Source organism: Aureimonas sp. SA4125 (assembly GCF_019973775.1).
Lineage (GTDB): Bacteria > Pseudomonadota > Alphaproteobacteria > Rhizobiales > Rhizobiaceae > Plantimonas.
Genome location: NZ_AP025032.1, coordinates 3,972,102 through 3,997,909, shown reverse-complemented (window position 1 = coordinate 3,997,909; position 25,808 = coordinate 3,972,102). Strand labels below are relative to the sequence as shown.

At 66.1% G+C, this 25,808-nt stretch carries 20 protein-coding genes; 15 read left to right on the top strand and 5 right to left on the bottom strand.

From position 1 onward, the window contains the following. Window positions 1-185: 185 nt before the first annotated feature. From treZ to Sa4125_RS18920, 5 genes are read left to right on the top strand one after another with little or no spacing between them, the layout of a single operon-like run. Window positions 186-2,060, top strand: a complete 1,875-nt coding sequence (treZ, locus tag Sa4125_RS18940) for a malto-oligosyltrehalose trehalohydrolase (RefSeq protein WP_224000463.1) — start codon at window positions 186-188, stop codon at window positions 2,058-2,060. Further along, window positions 2,053-3,909 carry a 4-alpha-glucanotransferase gene (gene malQ / locus Sa4125_RS18935; RefSeq protein ID WP_224000461.1) on the top strand — a complete coding sequence of 619 codons (1,857 nt, stop codon included), beginning with the start codon at window positions 2,053-2,055 and terminating at the stop codon, window positions 3,907-3,909. The genes treZ and malQ overlap by 8 nt, the downstream gene beginning before the upstream one ends. Continuing rightward, the gene (gene treY / locus Sa4125_RS18930) at window positions 3,906-6,611 is read left to right on the top strand and encodes a malto-oligosyltrehalose synthase (RefSeq protein ID WP_224000459.1); all 2,706 of its coding nucleotides are present in this window, start codon (window positions 3,906-3,908) and stop codon (window positions 6,609-6,611) included. The genes malQ and treY overlap by 4 nt, the downstream gene beginning before the upstream one ends. Before the next feature lie 39 nt (window positions 6,612-6,650). Continuing rightward, a complete protein-coding gene (locus Sa4125_RS18925; protein ID WP_224000457.1) occupies window positions 6,651-7,436 on the top strand; it encodes a ThuA domain-containing protein in 786 nt (261 codons plus the stop codon). Then, a complete protein-coding gene (locus Sa4125_RS18920) occupies window positions 7,408-8,508 on the top strand; it encodes a Gfo/Idh/MocA family oxidoreductase (RefSeq protein WP_224000455.1) in 1,101 nt (366 codons plus the stop codon). Before Sa4125_RS18925 ends, Sa4125_RS18920 begins: the two co-directional genes overlap by 29 nt. A gap of 6 nt (window positions 8,509-8,514) precedes the next feature. On the opposite strand, the gene Sa4125_RS18915 is transcribed toward Sa4125_RS18920, so the two are convergent. Further along, window positions 8,515-9,060, bottom strand: a complete 546-nt coding sequence (locus Sa4125_RS18915) for a hypothetical protein (protein WP_224000453.1) — start codon at window positions 9,058-9,060, stop codon at window positions 8,515-8,517. 231 nt (window positions 9,061-9,291) lie between these two features. Here Sa4125_RS18915 and Sa4125_RS18910 point away from each other — a divergent pair, with 231 nt between their 5' ends. From Sa4125_RS18910 to Sa4125_RS18895, 4 genes are all read left to right on the top strand, one after another. Then, window positions 9,292-10,179, top strand: a complete 888-nt coding sequence (locus tag Sa4125_RS18910) for a DMT family transporter (RefSeq protein WP_224000451.1) — start codon at window positions 9,292-9,294, stop codon at window positions 10,177-10,179. Between the two features lie 171 nt (window positions 10,180-10,350). After that, the gene (pyc, locus tag Sa4125_RS18905) at window positions 10,351-13,812 is read left to right on the top strand and encodes a pyruvate carboxylase (RefSeq protein WP_224000448.1); all 3,462 of its coding nucleotides are present in this window, start codon (window positions 10,351-10,353) and stop codon (window positions 13,810-13,812) included. A 176-nt stretch (window positions 13,813-13,988) separates the two neighbouring features. Next, window positions 13,989-14,801, top strand: a complete 813-nt coding sequence (locus Sa4125_RS18900; protein WP_224000446.1) for a DeoR/GlpR family DNA-binding transcription regulator — start codon at window positions 13,989-13,991, stop codon at window positions 14,799-14,801. A 34-nt stretch (window positions 14,802-14,835) separates the two neighbouring features. Continuing rightward, the gene (locus Sa4125_RS18895) at window positions 14,836-16,047 is read left to right on the top strand and encodes an MFS transporter (RefSeq protein ID WP_224008001.1); all 1,212 of its coding nucleotides are present in this window, start codon (window positions 14,836-14,838) and stop codon (window positions 16,045-16,047) included. Window positions 16,048-16,124: 77 nt separating this feature from the next. On the opposite strand, the gene Sa4125_RS18890 is transcribed toward Sa4125_RS18895, so the two are convergent. Continuing rightward, the gene (locus Sa4125_RS18890; RefSeq protein WP_224000444.1) at window positions 16,125-16,283 is read right to left on the bottom strand and encodes a DUF3309 family protein; all 159 of its coding nucleotides are present in this window, start codon (window positions 16,281-16,283) and stop codon (window positions 16,125-16,127) included. 222 nt (window positions 16,284-16,505) lie between these two features. On the opposite strand from Sa4125_RS18890, the gene ispG reads away from it, so the two are divergent. Beyond that, window positions 16,506-17,786: a flavodoxin-dependent (E)-4-hydroxy-3-methylbut-2-enyl-diphosphate synthase gene (gene ispG, locus Sa4125_RS18885; protein WP_224000442.1), complete on the top strand. Its 1,281-nt coding sequence runs from the start codon at window positions 16,506-16,508 to the stop codon at window positions 17,784-17,786. 4 nt (window positions 17,787-17,790) lie between these two features. Then, entirely contained in the window at window positions 17,791-18,741 is a 951-nt protein-coding gene (locus Sa4125_RS18880; RefSeq protein WP_224000440.1) for a lytic transglycosylase domain-containing protein, read from the top strand. 82 nt (window positions 18,742-18,823) lie between these two features. Here Sa4125_RS18880 and Sa4125_RS18875 read toward each other — a convergent pair whose 3' ends face one another. Then, window positions 18,824-19,510, bottom strand: a complete 687-nt coding sequence (locus tag Sa4125_RS18875; protein ID WP_224000438.1) for a superoxide dismutase — start codon at window positions 19,508-19,510, stop codon at window positions 18,824-18,826. Between the two features lie 586 nt (window positions 19,511-20,096). Here Sa4125_RS18875 and Sa4125_RS18870 point away from each other — a divergent pair. Together Sa4125_RS18870 and Sa4125_RS18865 are read left to right on the top strand one after the other, a co-directional pair. Next, a protein-coding gene (locus Sa4125_RS18870) for an IS5 family transposase (RefSeq protein WP_224000436.1) occupies window positions 20,097-20,866 on the top strand; the annotation gives its coding sequence in 2 pieces (ribosomal slippage) (window positions 20,097-20,405 and window positions 20,408-20,866; 768 coding nt in all). 38 nt (window positions 20,867-20,904) lie between these two features. Next, window positions 20,905-22,602: a PAS domain-containing methyl-accepting chemotaxis protein gene (locus Sa4125_RS18865; RefSeq protein ID WP_224000434.1), complete on the top strand. Its 1,698-nt coding sequence runs from the start codon at window positions 20,905-20,907 to the stop codon at window positions 22,600-22,602. 67 nt (window positions 22,603-22,669) lie between these two features. Here the strand turns inward: Sa4125_RS18865 and Sa4125_RS18860 are convergent, their stop codons facing one another. Next, window positions 22,670-23,569: a polyprenyl synthetase family protein gene (locus tag Sa4125_RS18860; RefSeq protein WP_224000432.1), complete on the bottom strand. Its 900-nt coding sequence runs from the start codon at window positions 23,567-23,569 to the stop codon at window positions 22,670-22,672. 199 nt (window positions 23,570-23,768) lie between these two features. Here Sa4125_RS18860 and Sa4125_RS18855 point away from each other — a divergent pair, with 199 nt between their 5' ends. Both Sa4125_RS18855 and rpmF read left to right on the top strand, forming a co-directional pair. Beyond that, complete coding sequence (locus Sa4125_RS18855) at window positions 23,769-24,470, top strand: transglycosylase domain-containing protein (protein WP_224000430.1); 702 nt, start codon at window positions 23,769-23,771, stop codon at window positions 24,468-24,470. Between the two features lie 223 nt (window positions 24,471-24,693). Continuing rightward, on the top strand, window positions 24,694-24,879 hold the full coding sequence (gene rpmF / locus Sa4125_RS18850) for a 50S ribosomal protein L32 (RefSeq protein ID WP_188854693.1): 186 nt from the start codon (window positions 24,694-24,696) through the stop codon (window positions 24,877-24,879). Window positions 24,880-25,132: 253 nt separating this feature from the next. On the opposite strand, the gene phaR is transcribed toward rpmF, so the two are convergent. Next, entirely contained in the window at window positions 25,133-25,720 is a 588-nt protein-coding gene (gene phaR / locus Sa4125_RS18845; RefSeq protein WP_224000428.1) for a polyhydroxyalkanoate synthesis repressor PhaR, read from the bottom strand. Window positions 25,721-25,808: the final 88 nt, after the last annotated feature.

Below are 25,808 nucleotides of genomic sequence, written 5' to 3'. Positions count from 1 at the left end.
GGAACCCTGGCCGCCGGCCTCCAGGTAATCATGGGACGGATCGCGCATATCGGGCACTGGCTGCCCGGTCGCGCTTAGCGAAGCATCCTGCCGCCGTTCAGAAATTCAACGCATCGTTTTCGGTGCACGTGCGCCTCGGTCGCCGGCATGCCGCGCAGATCCGGGAGCAGGAAGGAAGACCCGGCATGCCGGCAACACAGACGACATTCGAACACGAGACCTCCTGGGGGCCGCGCCTGACGGACCATGGTGCCGTCTTCCGGCTATGGGCGCCCGCAATCCAGAAGCTCGACCTCGTTTCCGAAACCGGCGGCGAGCGGCAGTTTCATCCGATGCACAAAGAGGATGGCGGCTGGTGGTCGATCGAGACGGATGCGGTCGCCGTCGGTGGCGGCTACGGCTTCCGCGTCGATGAGGGCCTCGTGGTGCCCGATCCCGCGGCCCGGGCGCAGATGGGCGACGTTCACTCGCTGTCGCGTCTCGTCGACCCGCACGCCTATGTCTGGAAGACGGCGGCCTGGAAGGGAAGGCCCTGGCGGGAGACCGTCTTCTACGAGCTGCATATCGGCACCTTCACACCCGAAGGCACTTTCGACGCCGCGATCGACAAACTCGATTACCTCGTCGAGACAGGCATTACCGCCATCGAGCTGATGCCTGTCGCCCAGTTCGGCGGCAAGCGAGGCTGGGGCTATGACGGCGTGCTGCTCTATGCACCCCACGAGGTCTATGGCGGGGCCGAAGGGCTGAAGCGGCTGGTCGATGCGGCGCACGAGCGCGGCCTGATGGTCTTCCTCGACGTCGTCTACAATCACTTCGGACCGGACGGGAATTACATCAGCGCCTATGCGCCCGAGTTCTTTCATCCCGAGATCCATACGGCCTGGGGCGTCGCCATCGCCTACGACGCGCCGCCGGTGCGGGACTTCATGGTCGACAATGCGCTGTTCTGGCTGAACGAATACCGTATCGACGGACTCCGCCTCGACGCCATCGACTCGATCGAGGACGTGACGGACGAGCCGCTGGTGCGCGAGCTTGCCGCGCGGGTCCGCGAGAAGATCACCGATCGCCATGTCCACCTGACCAGCGAGGACGCCCGCAACATCGTCTGGCACATAGAGCGCGACGACAAGGGGAAGCCGCTTCTCGTCAGCGGCGAGTGGAACGACGATTTTCACCACTGCGCGCATGTGCTGGCGACGCATGAGTCGGAGAGCTACTATTCCGACTATGTCCGCAAGAGCGTGTCGCAGATGGCGCGTTCGCTGGCGGAAGGGTTCGTCTATCAGGGCGAGCATTCGCGCCACCGCGACGAGAACGTCGGCGAGCGTTCCGATGGACTGCCGCCCACGGCCTTCGTCAACTTCATCCAGAACCACGACCAGATCGGCAACCGCGCCTTCGGCGACCGGCTGACGGATCTTGCCTCGCGGCGGGTGATCGAATGCCTGCAGACCATTCTTCTGCTCTCCCCTCAGATCCCGCTGATCTTCATGGGCGAGGAGTTCGGCGACACCAATCCGTTCTGCTTCTTCACCGATTTCGACGGGGAGCTCGGCGACCTCGTGCGCGAGGGACGACGTGCCGAATTCAAGAAGTTTGCCGCCTTCCATGACGAGGAAAGCCGAGCGCTGATTCCCGATCCCAACTCCGAGGCGACTTTCCGGCATTCCGCGATCGACTGGGCCATGATCGACAAGCCGACGAACCGCCGCCGACTGTTCATGGTACGCAAGCTTCTGCAGCTTCGCCGCGACGTGATCATGCCGCTTCTGGAAGACATCCCGCCGCATTCCGGCAGCTATGCGGTCACCGATGGATGTGCCTTCGTGGTGTCATGGACGCTGCAAAACGGCCAGGTCCTCAGGCTTTTCGCCAATCTCGACGACGAACCTTGGACGCTGCCCGATACGGAGGCGGATCGCGATGCGGGCGAGCTGCTGTTTGCCCATCCGCGCAAGGCCGCCGAAGACGTTCATGATGGCGTCCTTTCCGGGCCTTCTGTGGTTTTCCGTCTGACGAAAATGCTAGAGATCAGGGACGGCTCACATGACTGAACGGCTCGACCGGCTGGCCGAAAGCCACGGCATCCAGATTGGCTACATCTCGGAAATGGGCGAGCGCAGGACCATTGCAGACGAGGCCAAGGTCGCCCTGCTGCAAGCGCTCGGCGTCGATCCCGAAACGGGTGCCGAGGGAACCTACGACGAGGCGGCTGACAGGCCGAGCGGGCACTGCGCGCTGCCGGAAGCAGTCCGACAGAGGCGCGTCTGGGGCGTCGCCTGCCAGCTCTACAGCTTGCGCTCGCGCCGCAACCTCGGGATGGGGGATTTCGAGGATCTCGCCAATTTCGCCCAGATCGCCGGCCAGGCCGGCGCTGCCTTCGTTGGTGTCAATCCGTTGCACGCGCTGTTCATGGCCGACTGCGGACGGTTCAGCCCCTATTCGCCGTCGACCCGCCGCTTTCTCAATCCCCTGTACATCGCCATCGATCGGCTGTCTGGCGGACCAGATGCGACGGAACGGCTGTTTGCCGAGTCTCCCGAGGCTTTTGACGGGCTGAACGGCGATCTCGTGGACTACCCCGCGGTCGGCCGGCTGAAGAACTGCCTGTTGCGCGACATCTTTGCCGCGAGGCTCGAGAAGATTCGGGCCGATACCAGCTTCGAAGCCTTCTGCGCGGGCGGCGGCGAGGCCTTGCGCAACTTCGCCTTGTTCGAGGCGATTTCGGCGAGGATGGTCGCGGCAGGCTACCACGCCGGCTGGCATTCCTGGCCGGAGGACTATCAGACCCGCGATGCCGACGCCGTTTATCAGTTCGAGGCCGAGGCGCCCGATGACCTCCTCTTCCATCTCTGGCTCCAGTACCAGGCGGAGGAGCAGCTGGCCGAGGCGCAAAAACGTGCCAGGTCCGCCGGCATGTCCATCGGACTTTATCTCGACCTGGCCGTGGGTGTTGCGCCCGATGGAGCGGAAACATGGGCCGATCCGGCTCTGACGGTCGGCGCGGCACGCGTGGGCTCGCCGCCGGACATGTTCAACTCCGCTGGACAGGACTGGGGTCTGGCGCCGTTGTCGCCCCTCGCACTGGCCGAACGCGACTTCCGGCCGCTCGGCGATGCCTTCGACGCGCTGACACGCAATGCGGGGGCGGTGCGCATCGATCATGCCATGGGGCTGGCGCGCCTCTGGTGGATCGCCGAGGGCCAGAATTCTGCCGGCGGCGGTTATGTCCGCTATCCCCTGGGCAAAATGATCGACACGATCGCCGAGGCCTCGCAGCGCAACAACTGTCTCGTCATCGGCGAAGATCTCGGCACGGTGCCGACGGGTTTTCGTGCCACGATGACCGAAGCGGGCGTTCTGTCCTACCGCGTCCTCTATTTCGAGCGCCGGGAAGTCGAGTTCCTGCCGACGGCGGCCTATCCCGAAATGTCGCTTGCCTGCGTTTCGACGCACGACCTGCCGACGCTGAAGGGCTGGTGGTTGTCTTCCGACATCGAGTTGCGGCTGGAAACCGGCACGCAGAGCGAGGAGCGGACGGTGGAGACGCGCGAAGAGCGCCGGCGCGACCGCCGGATGCTGATCGTCGCGCTGGAAGAGGCGGGACTTCTGCCCGAGCGCTTCCACCGCGTCGCCAGCGGCGAGGATACCTTGCCGCCGGATCTGACGCAGGACCTTGCCGACGCCGTCCATCGCTTCGTGGCGCGGGCGCCGAGCCTTCTTGTCACCGTGCAGGTCGAGGACATGATCGGTGCCGTGCTGCAGCCCAATCTCCCGGGCACGACCGACCAATATCCAAACTGGCGCATTCGCCTCGAAGTCGAACTGGAGGATCTGGCCGAGCATGCCGGCTTCCAGGCGACCGCCGAGGCCATGCGCGAAGAAAGACCGGAGCTTTCATGAGCCGTCAGCTGATCGCGACCTACCGTCTGCAGTTCCGGGAAGGGACCGACTTCGAGACCGCCGCGGCGATGGCGCCCTATCTCCGGGCGATCGGCGTCAGCCACCTCTATGCGTCGCCGATCTTCACGGCCTCGCCGGGATCGACGCACGGCTACGACGTCATCGACTACAACCGTTTCGAGGACTATCTCGGCGGCGAGTCCGGCTTTGTCGCGATGAGCGACGCGCTGGCACATGCCGATGTCGGTCTCATCCTCGACTTCGTTCCGAACCATATGGGCGTCAGCCCCGAAAACGCCTGGTGGGAGGACGTCCTCGCCTGGGGCCGCGAGAGCCGCTACGCCAACACGTTCGACATCGCCTGGGATGCCGAGAAGATCCTCGTTCCGGTGCTCGCCAAGCCTTATGGCGAAGCCTCGATGGATGGCGACCTCAAGGTCGTGCTCGATGCGGCGGATTCGCGCATGCGCTTCGACGCGGCAGGCTACCAGCTGCCGCTCGATCCGCGCACGCTCGGGCACGTCTTCGCCTTCCTCGACCATCCCGAACGTGACCGTCTGATCCGCCGTTTTTCAGTGGCCACGCCGATCGAGGGGGAGGAGCTGTCGGAACGCCTGCGCGAGCATCTCGGCGACGAGACGTTCGCCGTCGCGCTCGAGAGCGCCATCGGCAGCATCAATGCCGACCAGTTGGCGCTGCATGCGCTGCACGAGGCGCAGGTCTGGCGCCTCGCCTGGTGGCGCACCGCGCGCGAAAAGCTGACCTATCGCCGCTTCTTCGAGATCGCCGACCTCATCGGCATCCGCCAGGAGCTGCGCCACGTCTTCCGCGAGTCGCACCGCACCGTCATCCGTCTGGCCCGCGAGCGGCGCCTCGATGGCATCCGCATCGACCATGTCGACGGTCTGGCCGATCCGAAGAACTATCTCCTCGACCTTCGCCAGGCTTTCCAGTCGGTACGCCGCGACCCCGTCATCTTCGTCGAGAAGATTCTCACCGGCGAAGAGCGGCTGCGCAAATCCTGGGAGATCGAGGGCACGACCGGCTACGAGTTCATCTCCGCGCTGTCGGGGCTCTATGTCGATCCCGAGCAGGAGGAGGGGATGACGCGGGCCTACAGCCAGTTCATCGGCGAGGACGAGGATCTCCGGCAGATGATCCTGCGCCAGAAGCGCTCGATCTTCTCGAGGAACCTGGCGGGCGAACTCGCCTATCTCACCGCCGAGGCGCTGGCCGTCGCCAGCCGAGGCCTCGCCACGCGCGATCTCGGTCCCGACACCATCTCCCGCTCGATCATCGAGGTCGCGACGGCCTTGCCGGTCTACCGCACCTATGTCGGCGTCGATGGGGTTCCCGCCACGGACCGGGCGATCATCGACGACGCCGTCACCCTTGCGAAGTCGCAGCGCGAGGTCGAAGCCGACGAGCCGATCGACTTCATCGGCCGTCTCCTGACGCTGGATTTCGACGAGGGCCGCGACGTCGCCGGCGCGCTGAACTTCACGCGGCGGTTCCAGCAGACGACCGGCGCCGTCATGGCCAAGGCCGTCGAGGACACCGTGTTCTTCCGCTACAATCGTCTGATCGCCCTCAACGAGGTCGGCGGCGAGCCCGATCACTACGGCACCGATGTCGGCGCCTTCCACGACGCCATGGCCATTCGCAGCGAGGACCAGCCGGAAGGCCTCCTCGCCTCCTCGACCCACGACACCAAGCGGGGCGAGGATGCCAGGGCGCGCCTCTACACCCTCAGCGAGGCGCCGAAGCACTGGTCGACGCTCGTCGAGAGCTTCGCCGAGGCCATGGGCGCCTACCGCATCGCCGTCGACGAGACGCTCGATGCGCCGGACGCCCCCAGCGAGTGGATGTTCTACCAGGCGCTGCTGGGCGTCCTCCCCGCGGATTTCGACCCCGCGGACGATGCCGCCCGCAGCGCCATCGCCGGGCGGCTGCAGACCTTCATGCAGAAGGCGGTCCGCGAGGCCAAGCGGTACACCAGCTGGACATCGCCGGCCGAAGCCTATGAGACCGGCGTCGAGGGTTTTGTCGCGGCGGCGCTCGATCGCGGCGCGACCGACGACTTCCTGCATGAATTCTGGGCCTCGGTGCAGCCTTTCGTGCGGGCGGGCGCCCTGACATCGCTGTCGCAGGCGCTGATCAAACTGACCGTGCCGGGGGTTCCCGACATCTATCAGGGCACCGAATTCTACGACCTCAGCCTGGTCGACCCCGACAACCGCCGCTCTGTCGACTTCAAGGCGCTGGCTGCCGCGATCGAGGACGACGAGCCCCTGCGTGCGAGTCTCGATCACTGGCGTGACGGCATGGTCAAGGCGAAGCTCACCATCGCCGCGCTGCGCCTGCGCCAGACGGCGCCGACACTGTTCACCACCGGCGCCTACGTGCCGCTGGAGGTGGAGGGCGTACGGGCGCGCCATGTCGTCGCCTTCGCCCGCATCCAGGAAGGCGGCGCGGCGACGGTCACGATCGCGCCGCGCCTCTGCCTCGCGATGCTGGAAGGCAGCGAGGGACTGGTCCCGGGTGCCGGATTCTGGGGCGACACGACGGTGATTCTGCCGGCGAGCCTGGCGGGGCAGGCGTTCCGCAGTGCCTTCGGCACGGAGACGGCGGAGACGGCGGGCGGGATCGCCCTGGCTTCCCTGCCGGGTGGTCTGCCCTTCGCTCTGCTCGTCGCCGTTTGAGGCGTCCGCCACTGACGTAGCTGCAGGAGGAGCAAGCCCATGGCGATCCGAGCGACGGTCTGGAACGAGTTCCGGCACGAGCGCGAGAATGCCACCGTCCGGGCGATCTATCCGGACGGCATCCATCAGACGATCGCTACGGCCCTTTCGAGGGACGCGGCGATCGACGTTTCGACGGCGACGCTCGACGAACCCGAGCACGGGCTGGGGGCCCAGCGGCTGGCCGAGACGGACGTTCTCCTGTGGTGGGGGCACAAGGCGCATGGCGATGTCGACGACGCGGTGGTCGAGCGGGTGGCGCAGCGGGTCTATGAGGGGATGGGGCTGATCGTCCTCCACTCCGGGCATTTCTCCAAGATCTTCAAGCGGGTGATGGGGGCGCCCTGTTCCTTGCGCTGGCGCGAGGCGGGCGAGCGCGAGCGGGTCTGGACGATCAATCGCGCACACCCGATCGCCGCCGGCATCGGTGACGCGATCGAGTTGCCGAATTCGGAAATGTACGGCGAGCCCTTCCTGGTGCCCGAGCCGCTCGAAACCGTCTTCATCTCCTGGTACCAGGGCGGCGAAGTCTTCCGCTCGGGCCTCACCTACCAGCGCGGTGCCGGAAAGATCTTCTACTTCGGGCCGGGTCACGAGACCTACCCGATCTATCACGACGCGAAGATCCAAAAGGTGCTGCGTAACGCCGTGCACTGGGCCCACAATCCGGCAGAGCCGTGGACCGACGTGTCATCGGCGCCGAACGTGTCGATCGCAGCGGCGCGCGAGCCCATCGAGCAACGCGGCGGCAGCCTGCATGCGCCAGGCGAAGACGGTTTCGGATGAGAATACGAGCCAGGCGGTGACGGAAAAGCGCATTCTCCTCCTCGGCACCGGCGCGATCGCCCATCGCCATGCCGAGCATTTTTCCGTCCTCCCGGGCTGCCGCCTGGTCGCGGCCTGCGACATCGATGCCGAGCGCGCCCGGACCTTCGCGCAGATGCACCGGATTGACTACGCCTTCGGCGATCTCGACGCCGCCATTGCCTGGGGCGGGTTCGACGCCGCCGTGAATGCGACCCCCGACGGCGTCCACCGGGAAACGACGCTGAAGCTCATCGCCGCGGGCAAGCCGGTTTTCTGCGAAAAGCCGTTGGCGCTGAATTTTGCCGATGCATCGGGGATGACCGAGGCGGCGGAGGCAGCCGGCCTCGTCAACATGGTCAACCTCACCTACCGCAATGCGCATGCCGTCCAGACGGCGCGCCGCATGGTCGAGGCCGGTGCCATCGGCACCATCCGCCATGTTTCGGCAAGCTATCTGCAGAGCTGGCTGACCGCTGGCCATTGGGGCGACTGGCGCGTGGACGAGCGCTGGCTCTGGCGCCTCTCCTCGGCGCACGGCTCGAAGGGCGTCCTCGGCGATATCGGCATCCATATCCTCGATTTTCTGATGTTTGCGACCGGCCTCGACATTTCCAGCCTTGGCGCCCGGATGAAGACCTTCGACAAGGCCGAGGGCGGGGCGATCGGCGCCTACACGCTCGACGTCAACGACAGCGTGGCGATGACGGTGGAGATGTCGAACGGCGCGCTCGGCGTCGTCCACATGACGCGCTTTGCCACCGGCAAGCTGAACGATCTCGACCTGACGATCCACGGCGACAAGGGCGCACTGAGGATCTGGGCCGATCATGAGAACTCGCGGCTCGAGGCCTGTCTTGGCACCGACGTCGAGACGCAGACCTGGCGGCCCGTCGACTGCCCGCCGACTCCAAAGAACGCCGACCGCTTCGTCATCGCGCTTCTGTCGGGCGAGAATGGCGAACCGGATTTCCGCCGCGCCGCCAAGGTGCAGAAACTTCTCGACCTCTGCTTCGTCTCGCATGCCGAGGGACGGGTGCTGCCCGTCGACTGAACCGCTTCAGCCGCCGTTTTCCGTTGTCGCGCGGGGCGAGGGATTGCGCTCGTAACCGGGTCCGATCGTCAGTGGCTGCGTCGGCATGAGGGCGTCGTCGAGGTCGGAGCGGGCGGCGAGGCGGGTCTCGAACAGCAGTTTCTCGTCGCCGCGGTTCAGAAGGCGGATGGTGACGTGGTAGGGGACGCCCTTCTTCACGCCACGCAGCGAGGGCGAGCGCAGCGCGTAGCGGCGCGTCTGCGGAAAGATCTTTTCGCTGACACGGTGCGGCGGGCCGCCGGCTGGATCCTCGAACTCTGCCGTGATCGTCGAAGAGACCGGGACCGGCCGCATAACTTCGGCGGTGAAGCCATAATAGACGTCGGCGACGCGGTAGTTGAAGATGAAGCTCGGGCCGGCGATGCGCAGCAGCGGCGTCTCGCCGGGCGGCACGCGCACCATCCACGCCGCGCCGGCGAGGAGGGCAAGGAAGACGGCGCCCGCGCTTACCGCGTGCCTCATCCCCAGCTTGCGGCGCCGGAAAAGGCCCTGAACGAGGGGCTTTGCGATCATGTCGTGCCGTCCCGAGATCCAGCCGCACCGATCCCGGCAAAATAGCATCGAAAGGCCGGATGCACGATCGCAGTGAAAGCCGGCGTCGCGATTTGCCGACAGCTTGCGCGGCTGCGTGCATGGCGCGATTGCCGCGCGACGCCGATTTCATCGGGGAGACGGTTGAACCGTCTGCGCCGCATGGCCTAGGGCTGGGATAGCTTCGCGCAGCCCCGATTCGATCGGCTTCCCATGCAGACCGGCATTCTCCTCGGCTTTCTCAGCTACTTCGTCTATGCCTGCAGCGACGCCCTGATCAAATATCTGGGCGGCCACCTCCCGGTCTTCGAGATCGGCTTCTTCACGTCGGTCTTCGCCATCCTGCCGGCCCTCCTGACCAAGGAGCGCGGCGACAGCTGGAAGTCGGCGCTCGTTCCCCGGCATCCGAAGCTCGTCCTCCTGCGGATGACGAGCGGTACGGCTGGCGGCATCCTCGCCGTCGTCGCCTTCACCTCGCTGCCGCTCGCCGAAGCCTATGCGCTGATCTTCCTCCTGCCGATCTTCGTGACCGTCCTGTCCACCCTGATCCTGAAGGAGCCGGTCGGGTGGAAGCGCTGGAGCGCCGTGATCACCGGGCTCGTCGGCGTGATGCTGGTCGTGCGGCCCGGATTTCGCGAGATCCTGCCCGGACATCTGGCGGCCGTCGGCTGCGCCTTCTGCGGCGCGGTCACCGTCATCGTGCTGCGCGTCCTCGGTCCGACGGAACGGCGCATCACGCTGATCGGCTCGGTCGTCCTCAGCGCCTTCGTCGTCAATGCGATCCTGATGATCCCGACCTATGTCGCCCCTGAGTGGAGCATCATGCCCTTCGTCGCCGCCGCGGGTCTTTGCGCCGGCTCCGGCCATCTCATCCAGGTCTATGCGACGCGCGCAGCCCCGGCGAACCGGGTGGCGCCGACGCAGTACAGCCAGATCATCTGGGCGGCGCTGATCGGCGCGCTCTTCTTCGACGAATTCCCGGATGCCTTCGGTGTCGCCGGCATGACGCTGGTCGCGTTTTCCGGACTTTTCACCTTCCTGCGCGAGGAGAAGAGAAGCGGCTGGTCGTGGCGGACGCCGCTCGATCGAAACCGGGTCTGACGCCCCGGTCGGGCGCGCGCTACCAGCCGATCGTCGAGGCGTCGCCGCGGTTGCCGGGACGACGCAATTGCACGCGCGCTCTTCGCGCTTGCGAAATCCGGGGAAGCAACGCAATCTTCCGCGATCAGCTTCCCCGCGTCAGAAGGAAGCATCTCGCCGGGAGTGCCGCCTTTGTCCATCGCCAAGATCCTCGTCGCCAACCGTTCGGAAATCGCCATCCGGGTGTTTCGCGCCGCCAACGAGCTCGGTCTCAAGACCGTGGCGATCTGGGCCGAGGAGGACAAGCTGGCGCTGCACCGCTTCAAGGCGGATGAGAGCTACCAGGTCGGGCGCGGGCCGCATCTGAAGCGCGATCTCGGGCCGATCGAATCCTATCTGTCGATCGAGGAGATCATCCGCGTCGCCAAGCTCTCCGGCGCCGATGCGATCCATCCCGGCTACGGTCTCCTGTCGGAGAGCCCGGAATTCGTCGACGCCTGCACCGAGGCCGGCCTCGTCTTCATCGGCCCGACCGCCGACACCATGCGCCGGCTCGGCAACAAGGTCGCGGCGCGCAATCTCGCCATCGAGGTCGGCGTGCCCGTCGTCCCGGCGACGGCGCCGCTTCCCGATGATCCGGACGAAATCAAGCGCCTCGCCGCCAGCGTCGGCTATCCGCTGATGCTGAAGGCGTCCTGGGGCGGCGGCGGGCGCGGCATGCGGTCGATCCGGCAGGAGGCCGACCTTCTGCGCGAGGTGACCGAGGGCAAGCGCGAAGCCATGGCCGCCTTCGGCAAGGACGAGGTCTATCTCGAAAAGCTGGTCGAGCGCGCCCGGCACGTCGAGGTCCAGATTCTCGGCGACACGCAGGGCAACGTCGTCCACCTCTTCGAGCGCGACTGCTCGATCCAGCGCCGCAACCAGAAGGTCGTCGAGCGCGCGCCGGCGCCTTACCTCGACGACGCGCAGCGTTCTGACCTCTGCGGCTATGCCAAGCAACTGGCCGAGGCCACGGGCTATGTCGGCGCCGGCACGGTCGAGTTCCTGATGGATGCCGATACCGGCAAGTTCTACTTCATCGAGGTCAACCCGCGCATCCAGGTCGAGCATACCGTGACCGAGGAGGTCACCGGCATCGACATCGTCAAGGCGCAGATCCACATTCTCGACGGTTTTGCCATCGGCACGCCCGAATCGGGCGTGCCGGCCCAGGCCGACATTCGCCTCAACGGCCATGCGCTGCAGTGCCGGATCACCACCGAGGATCCCGAGCAGAACTTCATCCCCGATTATGGCCGCATCACCGCCTATCGCGGCGCCACCGGCTTCGGCATCCGCCTCGACGGCGGCACCGCCTATTCCGGCGCGGTGATCACGCGCTTCTACGATCCGCTGCTGGAAAAGGTGACGGCCTGGGCGCCGAGCCCGGAAGAGGTGATCGCCCGGATGGACCGGGCGCTGCGCGAGTTCCGCATCCGGGGCGTGGCGACGAACCTCACCTTCCTCGAGGCGATCATCACGCATCCGCAGTTTCGCGACAACAGCTACACAACCCGCTTCATCGACACGACGCCGGAGCTGTTCAGCCAGGTCAAGCGGCGCGACCGGGCGACGAAGCTCCTGACCTATCTCGCCGACGTCACCGTCAACGGCCATCCCGAGACACGCGGACGGCCGAAGCCGAACCCCGACAACGCGCCGCCGGTGGCGCCGGTGTTCAACCTGCCGATCGCCGAGGGGTCGAAGCAGAAGCTCGACGCGCTGGGTCCCCGCGGTTTTGCCGACTGGATGCTGGCACAGCCCCAGGTGCTCGTCACCGACACGACGATGCGCGACGGCCACCAGTCGCTGCTCGCCACGCGGATGCGCACGCACGACATCGTCGCCATCGCCGACGCCTATGCGAGAGCCCTGCCGCAGCTGCTGTCGCTGGAGTGCTGGGGCGGCGCGACGTTCGACGTGGCCATGCGCTTTCTCACCGAGGATCCCTGGGAGCGGCTGGCGCTGATCCGCGAACGGGCGCCGAACATCCTGTTGCAGATGCTGCTGCGCGGCTCCAACGGCGTCGGCTACACGAACTATCCCGACAACGTCGTGAAGACCTTCGTCGCCGAGGCAGCCAAGGGCGGGGTGGATCTCTTCCGCGTGTTCGACTGCCTGAACTGGACCGAGAACATGCGCGTCTCGATCGACGCGGTCGGTGAGTCGGGCAAGCTCTGCGAGGGCGCGATCTGCTACACCGCCGACCTCCTGAATTCGGCACGGCCAAAATACGACCTGAAATACTATGTCTCGCTCGCCAAGGAACTGGAGGCGGCGGGTTCCCACATCCTCGGCGTCAAGGATATGGCGGGCCTGCTGAAGCCCTCGGCGGCAAGGGTGCTGTTCAAGGCGCTGAAGGAGGAGATCGGGATCCCGATCCACTTCCACACCCACGATACCTCGGGCATCGCCGCGGCGACGGTGCTGGCGGCCGTGGAGGCGGGAGTCGACGCGGTGGACGCGGCGATGGACGCGGTCTCCGGCAATACCTCGCAGCCCTGCCTCGGCTCGATCGTCGAGGCGCTGGCCGGCAGCCCCCGCGATCCCGGCCTCTCGGCCGATGCGATCCGCCGCATCTCCTTCTACTGGGAGGCGGTGCGCAACCAGTATGCCGCCTTCGAGAGCGACCTGAAGGGCCCGGCCTCGGAGGTCTATCTGCACGAAATGCCGGGCGGCCAGTTCACCAATCTCAAGGAACAGGCGCGGGCGCTCGGCCTCGACACGCGCTGGCATGCGGTCGCCCAGACCTATGCCGACGTCAACCAGATGTTCGGCGACATCGTCAAGGTGACGCCGTCCTCCAAGGTCGTCGGCGACATGGCGCTGATGATGGTGAGCCAGGATCTGACCGTCGCCGACGTCGAGGATCCGGCAAAGGACCTCGCCTTCCCCGATTCGGTCGTCTCGATGTTGCGCGGCGATCTCGGCCAGCCGACCGGCGGCTGGCCGGAGGCGCTGCAGAAGAAGGTGCTGAAGGGCGAGGCGCCGATCACGGTGCGGCCGGGATCGCTCATCCCCGCGGCCGACCTCGTCGCGGAGCGGGCGAAGATCGAGGAGAAGCTCGGCACCTCCATCACCGACCAGGCCTTCGCTTCCTTCCTCATGTATCCCAAGGTCTTCACCGACTTCCACGCTGCGCAGGAACTCTATGGTCCAGTCAGCGGCCTGCCGACGCCGAGCTATTTCTACGGCATCGAGCAGGAGGAGGAGGTCCTGATCGACCTCGAGCGCGGCAAGACGCTGGTGGTCCGCTGCCTCGGTTTCGGCGAGACCAACGAGAAGGGCTTGCGCACCGTCTTCTTCGAGCTGAACGGCCAGCCGCGCCGGGTGAAGGTGCCCGATCGCAACCGCAGCGGGTCCGCCGTCGTCAAGCCGAAGGCGGAGGCGGGCAATGCCGCGCATGTCGGCGCGCCGATGCCGGGCGTTGTCTCGACGCTCGCGGTCGCGGCCGGGCAGAGCGTCCGGGCCGGCGACGTGCTTTTGTCGATCGAGGCGATGAAGATGGAGACGGCGCTGCATGCCGAGCGCGATGGCACGATCGCCGCCGTCCACGTGAAGGTCGGCGACCAGATCGACGCCAAGGACCTGCTGGTCGCCTTCGCCGCGGTCTGACGCGCCCTTCCACCGGCCCGCTGCAACCACCGAGGCTCAAGAGCACCCCACCGGGGTGCTCTTGGCACCTGCGGAGCAGGCTCCCCCAGGTCCATCTACCGAGACAAGCGCGACCCGCTTGACCCAGTGTGCCCGTTCATGCATGTTTGTGCATGTTATAGCACGATTGGTGAAGCATGGACTCTCAACTTCTGACATCCGAACGACAGGCGAAGATCAGGGCGCTCCTCGAGGCGGAGGGGCGCGTGCTCGCCGCTCCGCTGGCGAAGCGCTTCCACGTCTCCGAGGATACGGTGCGCCGCGATCTGCGCGATCTGGCGCAGGCCGGTCTCTGCCGCCGCGTCTATGGCGGTGCCGTGCCCCTGGCGCCGTCGGAGGGATCGCTCACCCGCCGCCAAAACATCGCCCCGGCGCGCAAGGCGGCGCTCGCGCGTGCGGTCACGGCGATGATCGATCCCGGCACGCTGCTCTTCATCGACGCCGGCTCGACCAATCTCGCCGTCGCCGATGCGCTGGCGGAGAATGCCGGACTGACCGTGGTGACGAACGCGCCGCTGATCGCCTGCGCGCTGCTGGAGCGACCGGGGATCGAGACCATCCTCATCGGCGGGCGGGTCGACGCGGTGACCGGCGCCTGCTTCGGACCGAAAGCCCTTGCCGATGCGCAGCGGTTTCGGCCCGATGTCCTGATCCTCGGCGCCTGCGGCATCGACGCCGACGAGGGTGTGACGGGGCACGTGTTCGAGGAGTGCGAACTCAAGGCGGCGCTGGCGTCCCGCAGCCGCCGAATCTTCGTCGCCGCGGCCAACGACAAGATCGGTACGGCCGCGCCCTACACGGTCATTCCCACGGATCGCATCTCGGCCCTCTTCGTCGAATCCGACTGCGATCTTGTGGCAGTGGCCGCGATGGAGGCGCTGGGCGTCGCCGTGATGCGGGCCGAGCCTGAGGTCGCGGGTGCCCGGCAGCCACGGGCCTTGAGGACCTGACATGGCGAAAACCAATCTGAACGTGGCGGACGGCATGACGCATGCAGAGATTTCCCCGGCGCCCCGCGCGGTCGCCATCCCGATGCATCGCATCGCCGTCTCCGCCGCCTTTCTCGCCAACGGCTTCCTGATCGGCAGCTGGGCGCCCGAGATCCCGCTGTTTGCAGCGCGCCTCGAGATTTCCGAGGCGACGCTCGGGATCATGATTCTGATCTTCGGCCTCGGCGCCGTGGCGGCCATGCCGGTGGTCGGCCGGGTGATCGGGCGGGCCGGGTCGCGCCTGCCGATGCTGGTGCTGCACCTCCTGATGGTGCCGGCCATGCCGCTTGTCGTGCTGGCGCCGGGACTCGTCACCGCCGGTCTCGCCGTCGCGCTGATGGGGCTGGCCACCGGCGGCATGGATGTCGCGATGAACGCCAATGCGGTGGCGGTCGAGCGCCGGCGCCCGCGGGCGATCATGTCGTCCTGCCACGGCTTCTGGAGCGTCGGCGGCCTTCTCGGCGCCGGCCTCGGCGGTTTCATCATCGCCGCGCTGGGGGCGCTCGGCCATTCCCTCGTCGTCGCCGCCGTGATCCTCGCCCTCTGGGTTCTGGTGGCGCGCGGCGCGCTGGCCGATCATGCGGTCGCCCCGCAGGAAGCATCTGGGACCGCGCCGACGCCCGTCGCCGCCGAGGCGAGTCGCGCCGGAGTCCTCAAGGCGGTGGCCGTCGGGCTGTTCGCCCTCTTCGCAATGATCCCGGAAGGCGCCGCGATCGACTGGAGCGCGGTCTATCTGCGCCAGGAACTCGGCGCCGGCGCCGCCGCCTCGGGTCTTGCCTTCGCCGCCTTCTCGCTGACCATGGCGTGTTTCCGCTTTGCCGGCGACGGCATCCGCGACCGTTTCGGTGCGGTGGCCACGGCACGGGTCTGCAGCGCCGTCGCGGCGGTGGGACTGCTGGCTGTGGGCCTTGCAGACGCGCTTCCGGTAACGCTTCTCGGCTTTGCCCTGATGGGCATCGGCCTCTCCAACATGGTACCGATCGCCTTCTCCGCGGCCGGCAACATCGAGGGGCTGAAACCGGGGTCGGGCCTCTCGATCGTCTCGGCGCTCGGCTACAGCGGTATCCTGCTCGCGCCCTCGGCGATCGGCTTCGTTGCCGAACATTCGGGCTTCCGGCTGGTCTTCCTGTCACTGGCGGCGCTGCTCGTCGTCACCTTCCTTGCCGCGGGGCTCGTTCGCGGGGCCGACCACCGCACGCAGATCTGACGTCCGGCACAACTGAAGACGCCGGCCCTCTCGGGCCGGCGCTGGATAGGTCTGGCAGTCGTGCTGGTGTCGGAACGCTAGATCCGGCCGAGCAGCACGAGGATGAGGACGACGACCAGGATCACGCCGATGATGCCGCTCGGGCCATAGCCCCAGCTGCGCGAATGTCCCCAGGAAGGGATGGCGCCGACCAGGATGAGAACGAGGATGATGAGGAGGATGGTGCCGATCGTCATGGAAGTCCCGCCTTGCTGAAGTTAGTTCGTCACAAACCCGCGAGGACGCCGTGTGTTCCCACGATGGCGCGGGATTGTTGGCTTAGCCCGAAAATCTTCACGGCCGCACGCCTTGCGCTTTCGGTTTCTGTCACAGGACGGACATGGTGACGGTGTCATTTGACAAGCCGAGCCGAAAGCGCCACCTCGGGATTGTCCTTCTCCGCCGTGTGGATGTCCAAGATGAACATCGAGCCCCTCATCGACAGCCTCGACGCCGATCCCACCCCGCGCCGCCCGACCGTCGGCGTCGATGTCGGCGGTATCCTGGTCGGTGGCCCGGCACCCGTCGTCGTGCAGTCGATGACCAATACCGACACCGCCGACATCGACGCGACGGTCGCGCAGGTGGCCGCGCTCGCCAGGGCCGGCTCCGAAATCGTCCGCATCACCGTCGACCGCAACGAGTCGGCGGCCGCCGTCCCCAAGGTGCGCGAGCGCCTGGACCGGCTCGGAATCACGGTGCCGCTCGTCGGCGACTTCCACTATATCGGCCACACGCTGCTGGCCGAACATCCGGCCTGTGCCGAGGCGCTGGCCAAATACCGGATCAATCCGGGCAATGTCGGCTTCGGGGAAAAGAAGGACCGGCAGTTCGTCCAGATCGTCGAGATGGCGATCCGCTGGAACAAGCCGGTGCGCATCGGCGTGAACTGGGGATCGCTCGACCAGGCGCTGCTGACGCGGCTGATGGACGAGAATTCCCTCTCCGCCAGGCCACGCTCGGCGCGGGCGGTGATGCGCGAGGCGATCATCCAGTCGGCGCTGTTTTCCGCGCAGCTCGCCGAGGAAACCGGCCTTCCGCGCGACAAGATCATCCTCTCGGCGAAAGTTTCCAACGTCCAGGATCTCATCGCGGTCTATCGCGACCTGTCGAACCGCACCGACCACGCGCTGCATCTCGGCCTGACCGAAGCCGGCATGGGCTCCAAGGGCATCGTCGCCTCTTCGGCCGCCATGGGCATCCTCCTGCAGGAGGGGATCGGCGACACCATCCGCGTCTCGCTGACGCCCGAGCCCGGCGGCGACCGCACGCGCGAGGTGCAGGTGGCGCAGGAAATCCTGCAGACCATGGGTTTTCGCCAGTTCGTGCCGATCGTCGCGGCCTGCCCCGGCTGCGGCCGAACCACGTCGACGGTTTTCCAGGAACTCGCCGAGCAGATCCAGGCCGACCTCCGCACCTCCATGCCGCTCTGGAAGGAGAAATATCCGGGCGTCGAAGGGCTGAAGGTTGCCGTCATGGGCTGCATCGTCAACGGTCCCGGCGAGTCCAAGCATGCCGATATCGGCATATCGCTGCCCGGTACCGGCGAGACCCCGTCGGCGCCGATCTTCGTCGACGGCAAGAAGGTTGCGACGTTGCGCGGGCCGAACATCGCCGAGGACTTCAAGGTCATGGTCGCCGACTATATCGACCGGCGGTTTGGCGTGGCGCGGGTCGCGGTCGAGCCGGCTGCCGAGTAGCACGATGGTCGTCCTGCGCGGCGCCTCGCTTGTCGCACTCGTGGTCGCTCCGCTCGCTGCGGTGAATCCGGCGGTGGCCGAAGCGGTTCCCGGCGCCATCCCTGCCGCGGCGAAGATCGATCCGTCAGGCGTGACCGCAGCGAGCGCATCGCCCGAAACCGTCCCGCCCGGTATCGGGCCTGTCGTGGGAACTTCGGGCAAGACCGGCACGGCCCTGATCTGCGACCTCATCGCTGCGAACGCCGCCGCGACCGAGATGTCGCCCGACTTCTTCGCCCGGTTGATCTGGAAGGAAAGCCGGTTCGACGGCGAGGCGCTGTCGCCGGTCGGCGCGCGCGGCATTGCCCAGTTCATGCCCGGCACGGCAAAGGAGCGCGGGCTCGAGGATCCCTACGACATCGCCGAGGCGATCCGCCACTCCGCTCTCTATCTTCGCGATCTCAAGGCCGACCTCGGCAATTGGGGGCTTGCCGCCGCCGCCTACAATGGCGGCATCAACCGGGTGAAGCGCTGGCAGATCTCGGGGGGGGCGCTGCCCTACGAGACCGAGGACTACGTTCTGTCGATCACGGCCCGCTCGGCCGACTGGTTCCTCCAGCCCGGACGCGAGATCGAAGCGGCCCCGCTCGACGAGGCAAAGGGATTCGACGAATCCTGCCGGGCGATGCCGATGGTGCGCACCCGCGCGCCCGCCGTGGAAAGCGCACCGATGCAGCCTTGGGGCGTGCAGGTCGCGGGCAGTCCGCGCCAGACGGTGGCGCTGCAGTCCTTTCGCCGCGTCCAAGCCCGGTTTTCCGGCATTCTCGGCGGCAAGGCGCCCATCGTCCTGCGCGACCGCGCCAGCCGCGGCCGCATCTATGCCGTGCGCATCGGCGCCGACTCCCGCGGCGAGGCCGATGCGCTGTGCGGCCGGCTGCGCGGCGCCGGGGGGAGCTGCGTCGTGTTCCGCAACTGAGCATCGGGCACCGCCGCGCCGGACGCGAAGGCAGCCGGTGCGGAAGAGCCGGGCAGGATCAACCCACCCGGCCAGTTCAGCCTCAGGCGGGCATCTGCTCGCCCACGAAGCGCCAGTTCACGAGGTTGTCGAGCACTGCCTTGACGTGGTCCGGGCGGCGGTTCTCGTAGTCGAGATAATAGGCATGCTCCCAGACATCGATGCCGGCGAGCGGCGTCTTGCCCTCGGCGATGGGATTGCCGGCGTCCTGCAGACCAAGAATCTCGAGCTTGCCTTCACTGGCGACGAGCCACACCCAGCCGGTGCCGAACACCTTTCCCGCTTCCGCCACCATGGCGGCCTTCATCTGGTCGACACCGCCGAAATCACGCGTCGCGGCTTCGAGGAAAGCGCCCTCCGGCGCGGCCGGGCCACCCTCGAACTGGTTCCAGTAGAAGACGTGGTTCCAGGCCTGGCCGGCATTGTCGAAAATCGCCTGGTTCTTGTCGGTCTTGGACTTCGTGATCGCTTCCTCGAGGGTCAGGCCCTCGAAGGGGGTGCCGGGCGCAAGCTCGTTCAGCTTGGTGAAATAGGACTTGTGGTGCTTGCCGTAGTGAAGGCCGACGGTCTTTGCCGAGATCGTCGGCGCCAGGGCGTCTTCGGCATAGGGCAGGGGTGGCTGGGTGAAGCCGCCGGGGGCGGGGGTCTGCGCGGCTGCGGCGCTTGGCAAAAGGGTGGCGGCAGCTGCGGCGCCGCTGAGGGTCAGGAGGGTTCGTCGGTCGATCGGCATGGTCTCTCCTCGTTAGGGTCTGTCGGACGGGCCAAGGATGCACCGCGCTGGCGCTGCCCATCCCTCAGGCCAATGCGCCGCTCGCTGAGGGGTTTCACCGATGACGCAGTTGTGCCCGGCAATCTGATTGTCTTGGCGCCGCCAGGACCGCCGACACCGCGCTACACATTACATCTGCCGCACCAAAATCAGATTCAACCAAAACTAGTAGCATCGCCCGATCGCTCGTCTTAGGAGAGCAATCGAGGAGGCGCGCTATGTCGCTCCGCAACGTGCAGAACTTATACAATAGTTGGACTATCCTGGATTGAGTTTTCAATCGCGCCCGTGCCTCTGAATGTCTGATTTGTACAATCAATATTGCGTCATTATAGCCGTTATATTTGAGGAATAGTGCTTGACCAGCTAAAATGCTCTCAGAGCTTATCGGAAAATTCATGGTAGGGCGCGTAGATCGGTTTGATTGGGCACTGCAAAAATTTAGGAGCATCGCATGCTAGGCGGTGTGGACAAAGGGGATTCCCAAATCACCTGCTGACTGATTCAAGGCTGCTCTTTGCGGAGGGCGGTGTTGGTTCGAGGTTTGATGTCGGATGCGGAATGGGCCTTCTTCGAGCCGTTCGTGGTCGAGAAGGGTCCGAGGCGAGGTAGACGGCCTCGCGATCATCGGTTGGTGCTCGACGGGGTCTTCTGGATCGCCCGAACGGGGACGGCGTGGCGTGATCTACACAGCGATTTCGGAGCCTGGAACTCCGTCTATCGCCAGTTCCGGCGCTGGACGCAGGCGGGGCTCTGGGACGTGATACTGGAGGCGCTGAATGAGATCGGCACGGGTCATGACAGCGTTCAAATGATCGATTCTACCATTATCCGCGCCCATCAGCACGCCGCCGGCGCGCTAAAAAAAGGGATCAGGACCAAAGTCTTGGCCGCTCTCGTGGTGGCTTCTCGACCAAGATCCATCTCCGCAGCAATGCTCGAGGCCTCCCTGTCGCTATCACGCTGAGCGGCGGTCAGGTCTCCGATATGAAAGGCTATGCGCCGGTCATGGACCAGCCCGGTCCCAAGCCCTGTGTCCTGCTCGCCGACAAGGGATACGACGCCGACTTCATCCTTGCCGACCTCAAGGCCAGAGGCGTTGCCGCGGTCATCCCCGCAAAGCGAAACCGCAAGGTCCAACCCGTCATTGACGGATACATTTACGGCCTGAGAAACCTCGTCGAGCGCTGCTTCTCAAAGCTGAAACACAGTCGGCGGCTGGCCACGCGATACGACAAGACCGCAGACAGCTTTCTCGGCTTCGTTCTCGTGGCATCCATCCGATTGTGGATCAGACACTTTGTCCACACTGCCTAGGCTTTGGGTCGTCCGATGCTGTCCGAGTTCTCGCCGCCATGGGCCAGTCACTGGCCATCATCGAATTCGACCCGGCAGGCAAGATCCTGACGGCGAACGAGAATTTCTGTCGGGCTCTCGGCTACGGGCTGTCGGAGATCGCCGGCCAGCATCACAGCATCTTCGTCGCACCCGATGAAGTGCAGGCTGCGGCCTACAAGGCGTTCTGGACGCAACTCGGACGGGGCCAATTCGTCGCCGGGGAATTCAAGCGAATTGCGAAGGACGGACGGGAGATCTGGCTGCAGGCGTCCTACAACCCGGTGACGAACAGTGGGGGCAAGATCTACAAGGTGGTGAAATTTGCCACTGATATCACCGTGGCAAAACTCGCTGCGGCTGAGAACGCCGGCAAGTTGGATGCGATCGGTCGCGCCCAGGGCATCATCGAATTCACGCCGGACGGCCAGATCCTCACCGCCAACCCGAACTTTCTGGCAGTCATCGGCTATGGCCTCGATGAGGTGGTGGGCAAGCATCACCGCATGTTCGTGGAGCCCGCCCAGGCCGCGTCGGCCGACTATGCCGATTTCTGGGCCAAGCTGCGGGGAGGCGAGTTCATCGCAGACGAGTTCCGACGGATCGGCAAGGGCGGCAAGGCCGTCCACATCCAGGCCTCGTACAACCCCATCCTCGACCTGAACGGCAAGGTGACGAAGGTGGTCAAGTTCGCGACCGACGTCAGTGAGCGGGTCGCTGCCGTTCATGAACTCGGCGCGGGGCTGGGCAGGCTGGCCGAGGGCGATCTGACGCGGGACATAGACCACGCCTTCCTTCCCGCTTTGGAACCCCTGCGGCTCTCCTATAACGTCTCGGTCGATCGCCTGGGCGAGACGATGCGGTCCGTCGCCGGCATTGCCGGAGGGATCCATGCCGGCGCTGAGCAGATCCGTAGGGCGGCCGACGACCTTGCCGGCCGCACGGAGCAGCAGGCGGCAGCCCTGGAGGAAACGGCGGCGGCGTTGGCCGAGATCACGACGGCGGTAAGATCGTCGAGCCAGCGGGCGGACGAGGCCGGTCTCCTGGTCAATCGCACAAAAGCCGGCGCCAAGCGCTCGGGCCAGGTAGTGGCCAGGGCCATCCAGTCGATGGCCGCGATCGAGAAGTCGTCCGAGGAAATCGGCAAGATCATCGGCGTTATCGACGAGATCGCTTTTCAGACGAACCTTCTGGCGCTGAATGCAGGCGTCGAGGCGGCGCGGGCGGGCGAGGCCGGTCGTGGCTTCGCGGTGGTCGCCCAGGAAGTTCGCGGGTTGGCGCAACGTTCTGCCGAGGCCGCCAAGGAGATCAAGAGCTTGATCTCAAACTCGTCCAAACAGGTCGCCGACGGCGTCGAACTGGTCGGCGAAACGGGCCGGGCGCTCGAGGTGATCGTCGGCGAAGTCAACGAGATCGACATTCATGTAACCTCAATCGTCTCGTCTGCGCGCAGCCAGGCGACGGGCCTCAACGAGATCAACATCGCGGTCGGCACGTTGAACCAGGGGACCCAGCAGAACGCGGCCATGGTGGAGGAGTCGACGGCGGCCAGCAACGAACTTGCCGCCGAGGTGGCGGAACTGAATATCCAGCTCGGCAAATTCCAGATGGAGCGGAGCGGTGCGTCTCGGCATCGGTCCACCCAGCGCTCGCTCTCGCCGGTACACGATCTCGAGTCGCGCGTCGTGGCGGCCTTCCCGCGGGCGGTCCGGGGGTGACGACCGACCGGCGCTCCCGACCCGGTCCCGTCAGGCACCGGGGTGACGGGCGCAATGCCAGGTCCGGCTAACTGCGCCGGTTCGCGATGAAACGTGCCGTCTCGACAAGGATCTCGGCGCGCTCGCCATAATGCGAGAGACACGCGCTGGCCTCTGTCACGAGATCGTCCAGCTTCGTGCGCGTCCAGTCGTGACCATGGAGGGCAGGGAGTGTCTTCTTGCCGCGGGCGCGGTCCTTGCCGGCGGCCTTGCCGAGAGCCCCGGCGTCGGCGGTCTCGTCGAGGAGGTCATCGGCGAGCTGGAAGGCGAGGCCGATGATCTCGCCGTAGCGGCGCAGCCGCCGGCGGTCCTCCTCTGCGGCACCCGCAAGAACAGGTCCCGCCTCGCAGGCGAAGGCGATGAGCGCGCCGGTCTTCATCGCCTGCATTCGGGAAATCTCCGCCTCGCCCAGCACCTCCGTCTCGGCGGAAAGGTCCAGTGCCTGCCCGCCGACCATGCCGGCGGCGCCGGCCTCGCGCGATAGCGCGTCGATGAGCGCCAGGCGGGCCTGCGGCGCGATGTCCTCGGCGCCGGCGACGAGCCCGAAGGACAATGTCAGCAAGGCATCGCCGGCCAGGATCGCGGTGGCCTCGTCGAAGGCCTTGTGTACGGTCGGGCGGCCGCGGCGCAGGTCGTCGTCGTCCATCGCCGGCAGGTCGTCGTGGACGAGCGAATAACAGTGGACGCATTCCAGCGCCGCCGCGACGTTGGCGACGCCTGCACCACCGACGCCGAAGAGGCGCGCCGTTTCGAGCACGAGGAAGGGGCGCAGCCGTTTGCCGCCCGCCAGTGCCCCGTGCCGCATGGCTTCGGCCAGGCGTGGCGGCGTGCCCCGCATCAGCGGATGGGCGCCGTCGAGGCTTTCGGCAAGCACGGTCTCGATCACCGTGGCTGCATCCTGCAACTGACCCTCGAACGCCGTGCGCATGTCTCTTCTCCGTGCCGGGCGTTGCGGCGACCGGGCCTACCGCTGACCGGCTTCGCCGATCCGCCGGCGGAGGTCAAGCGAGCGGCCGAAGACGGCCCGCAGAGATTGCGAGTCCGGCCCCGCGCCGATATGACCTCAAGGGAACCCGCCGCCGGAAGGCCGGTACGCCTCTCTCCCCTGCGGCCTACGGAAAGCTCTCATGCTGCGACGCGCCTTCGGCTTCCTGATCGTCACGCTGGTCGTCCTCGTCGCCCTGCCGCTCGCCCTCGTCCCGGTCTACGCGCTCCCTTTCGTCCACCCGGTCTCGACGCTGATGCTCGGCGATTATCTCAGCTTGAAGCCGGTGTCGCGGACATGGGTGGCGCTGGAGGACATCGCGCCGGTGCTCGTCCATTCGGTGATGATGTCGGAGGACGGCCAGTACTGCGCGCATGGCGGCGTCGACTGGAAGGAGCTGAACGCCGTCATCGATTCGACGCTGGAGGGGGAGGAGACGCGTGGCGCCTCCACCATCCCGATGCAGACGGCGAAGAACCTCTTTCTGTGGAACAGCCGCTCCTTCGTCCGCAAGGGGCTCGAAGTGCCGCTAGCCGTCTATGCCGACTTCATCCTGTCGAAGCGCCGGCTGATCGAGATCTATCTCAACATCGCCGAATGGGGCGACGGCATCTACGGCATCGAGGCGGCAGCCTGGCACTATTTCGACAAGCCGGCCTTCGCGCTGACGGCGCGCGAGGCCGCGCTCCTGGCCGTCACGCTGCCGTCGCCGAAGAAGCGCAATCCCGGCAAGCCGCCGCGCGGCCTCTCGCGTCTGGCGGGCGTGATCGAGGCGCGCGCCAAACGCTCGGGCGACTATGTCGACTGCGTCGCGGTGGCAGTGCGGCCGGCCAAGGGCGGCTAGAAAATTGCGCCCCGCCCTTCCCATGGCGTCGATGTTTTGCTATGGGCTGCGGCGAATTCCCGTCATTGCCGAACCTGACGCGGTCGATTGATCGCCGGGTAAGGGACGTGAATGCTGGAGACCACGGAGGGCGTCGGGCGCGCCGCGATCCTCCAGCACATGAACATTCCTCGCGGATCAGCCCTTGTGGCCCGTCCGCCCGACATCCGAACGGAAGAGACCGATGGCCGTACCGAAGAGAAAGACCTCGCCCTCCAAGCGTGGCATGCGTCGCTCGCACGATGCGCTGAAGGCCCCGACCTACATCGAGGACAAGAACTCCGGCGAACTGCGCCGTCCTCACCACATCGACCTGAAGACCGGGATGTATCGCGGCAAGCAGATCATGACGATCAAGGAAAACGCCTGAATTTTTCGGGCTGTTTCGCGAATTGAGGAGGCCGGGTGGCAACGCCCGGCCTTTGTCGTCTGAGAGAGACCAGGGCGTCGGCAGATCATGGCTGTCGAGGGGAGCTGCGGGCGCTGCTGCCCATGGAGTTCGTCATCCCCGGGGCCTTGGCCCGGGGATGACCAGGTCTTGCGGGAGCCGTGTATCTTCAGCGGCTACCTGCGCCCACCACGACTTCCGCGATCTATTCCCGGCGGCGACCCTGCGCTCCGCACTATTCGGCCTTTTTGGCGTCGAGCGCTTCCAGCCGCTTCTGCATATCGGCCAGCTGCCGGCGCATGTCGGAGAGGTCTTCCTTGGCGGCAGGGGCCTCCTCGGCCCCGCCATTGGCGCCAGCGGGCATGATCGCGGCGGCGAAGGGGTTGAAGACCGTCATTGCCTGCCGGAAGATCTCGGTGTTGCGGCGCACCTGCGCCTCCATCATCTTCATCGGGTTCTGGCCGCCGGCGCCGATCGCCTTGTCGCGAAACCCCTCCTGCTCGCGCGAAAAGGCGGCCATCGTCTGTTCGAGATAGCCGGGAATAACCATCTGCATCTGGTCGCCGTAGAAGCGGATGAGCTGGCGCAGGAAGGCGATGGGCATCATGTTCTGCCCGACCTTGTTTTCCTGCTCGAAGATGATCTGCGTGAGCACCGAATGCGTGATGTCTTCGCCGCTCTTGGCGTCCTGGACGACGAACTCCTCGTTGCCCTTCACCATTGCGGCCAGGTTCTCCAGCGTCACATAGGTGCTGGTTCCGGTATTGTAGAGTCGCCGATTGGCGTATTTCTTGATGACGGTCGTTTCCGTGTTCTTGGCCATAGTCGTTCCCCATCCCGGTTACGCCCGTCGGTCTTGGCTGCCGACTTGTGACGTTTTGCACTGCGCCATGGAAATCATAGGCACAAAA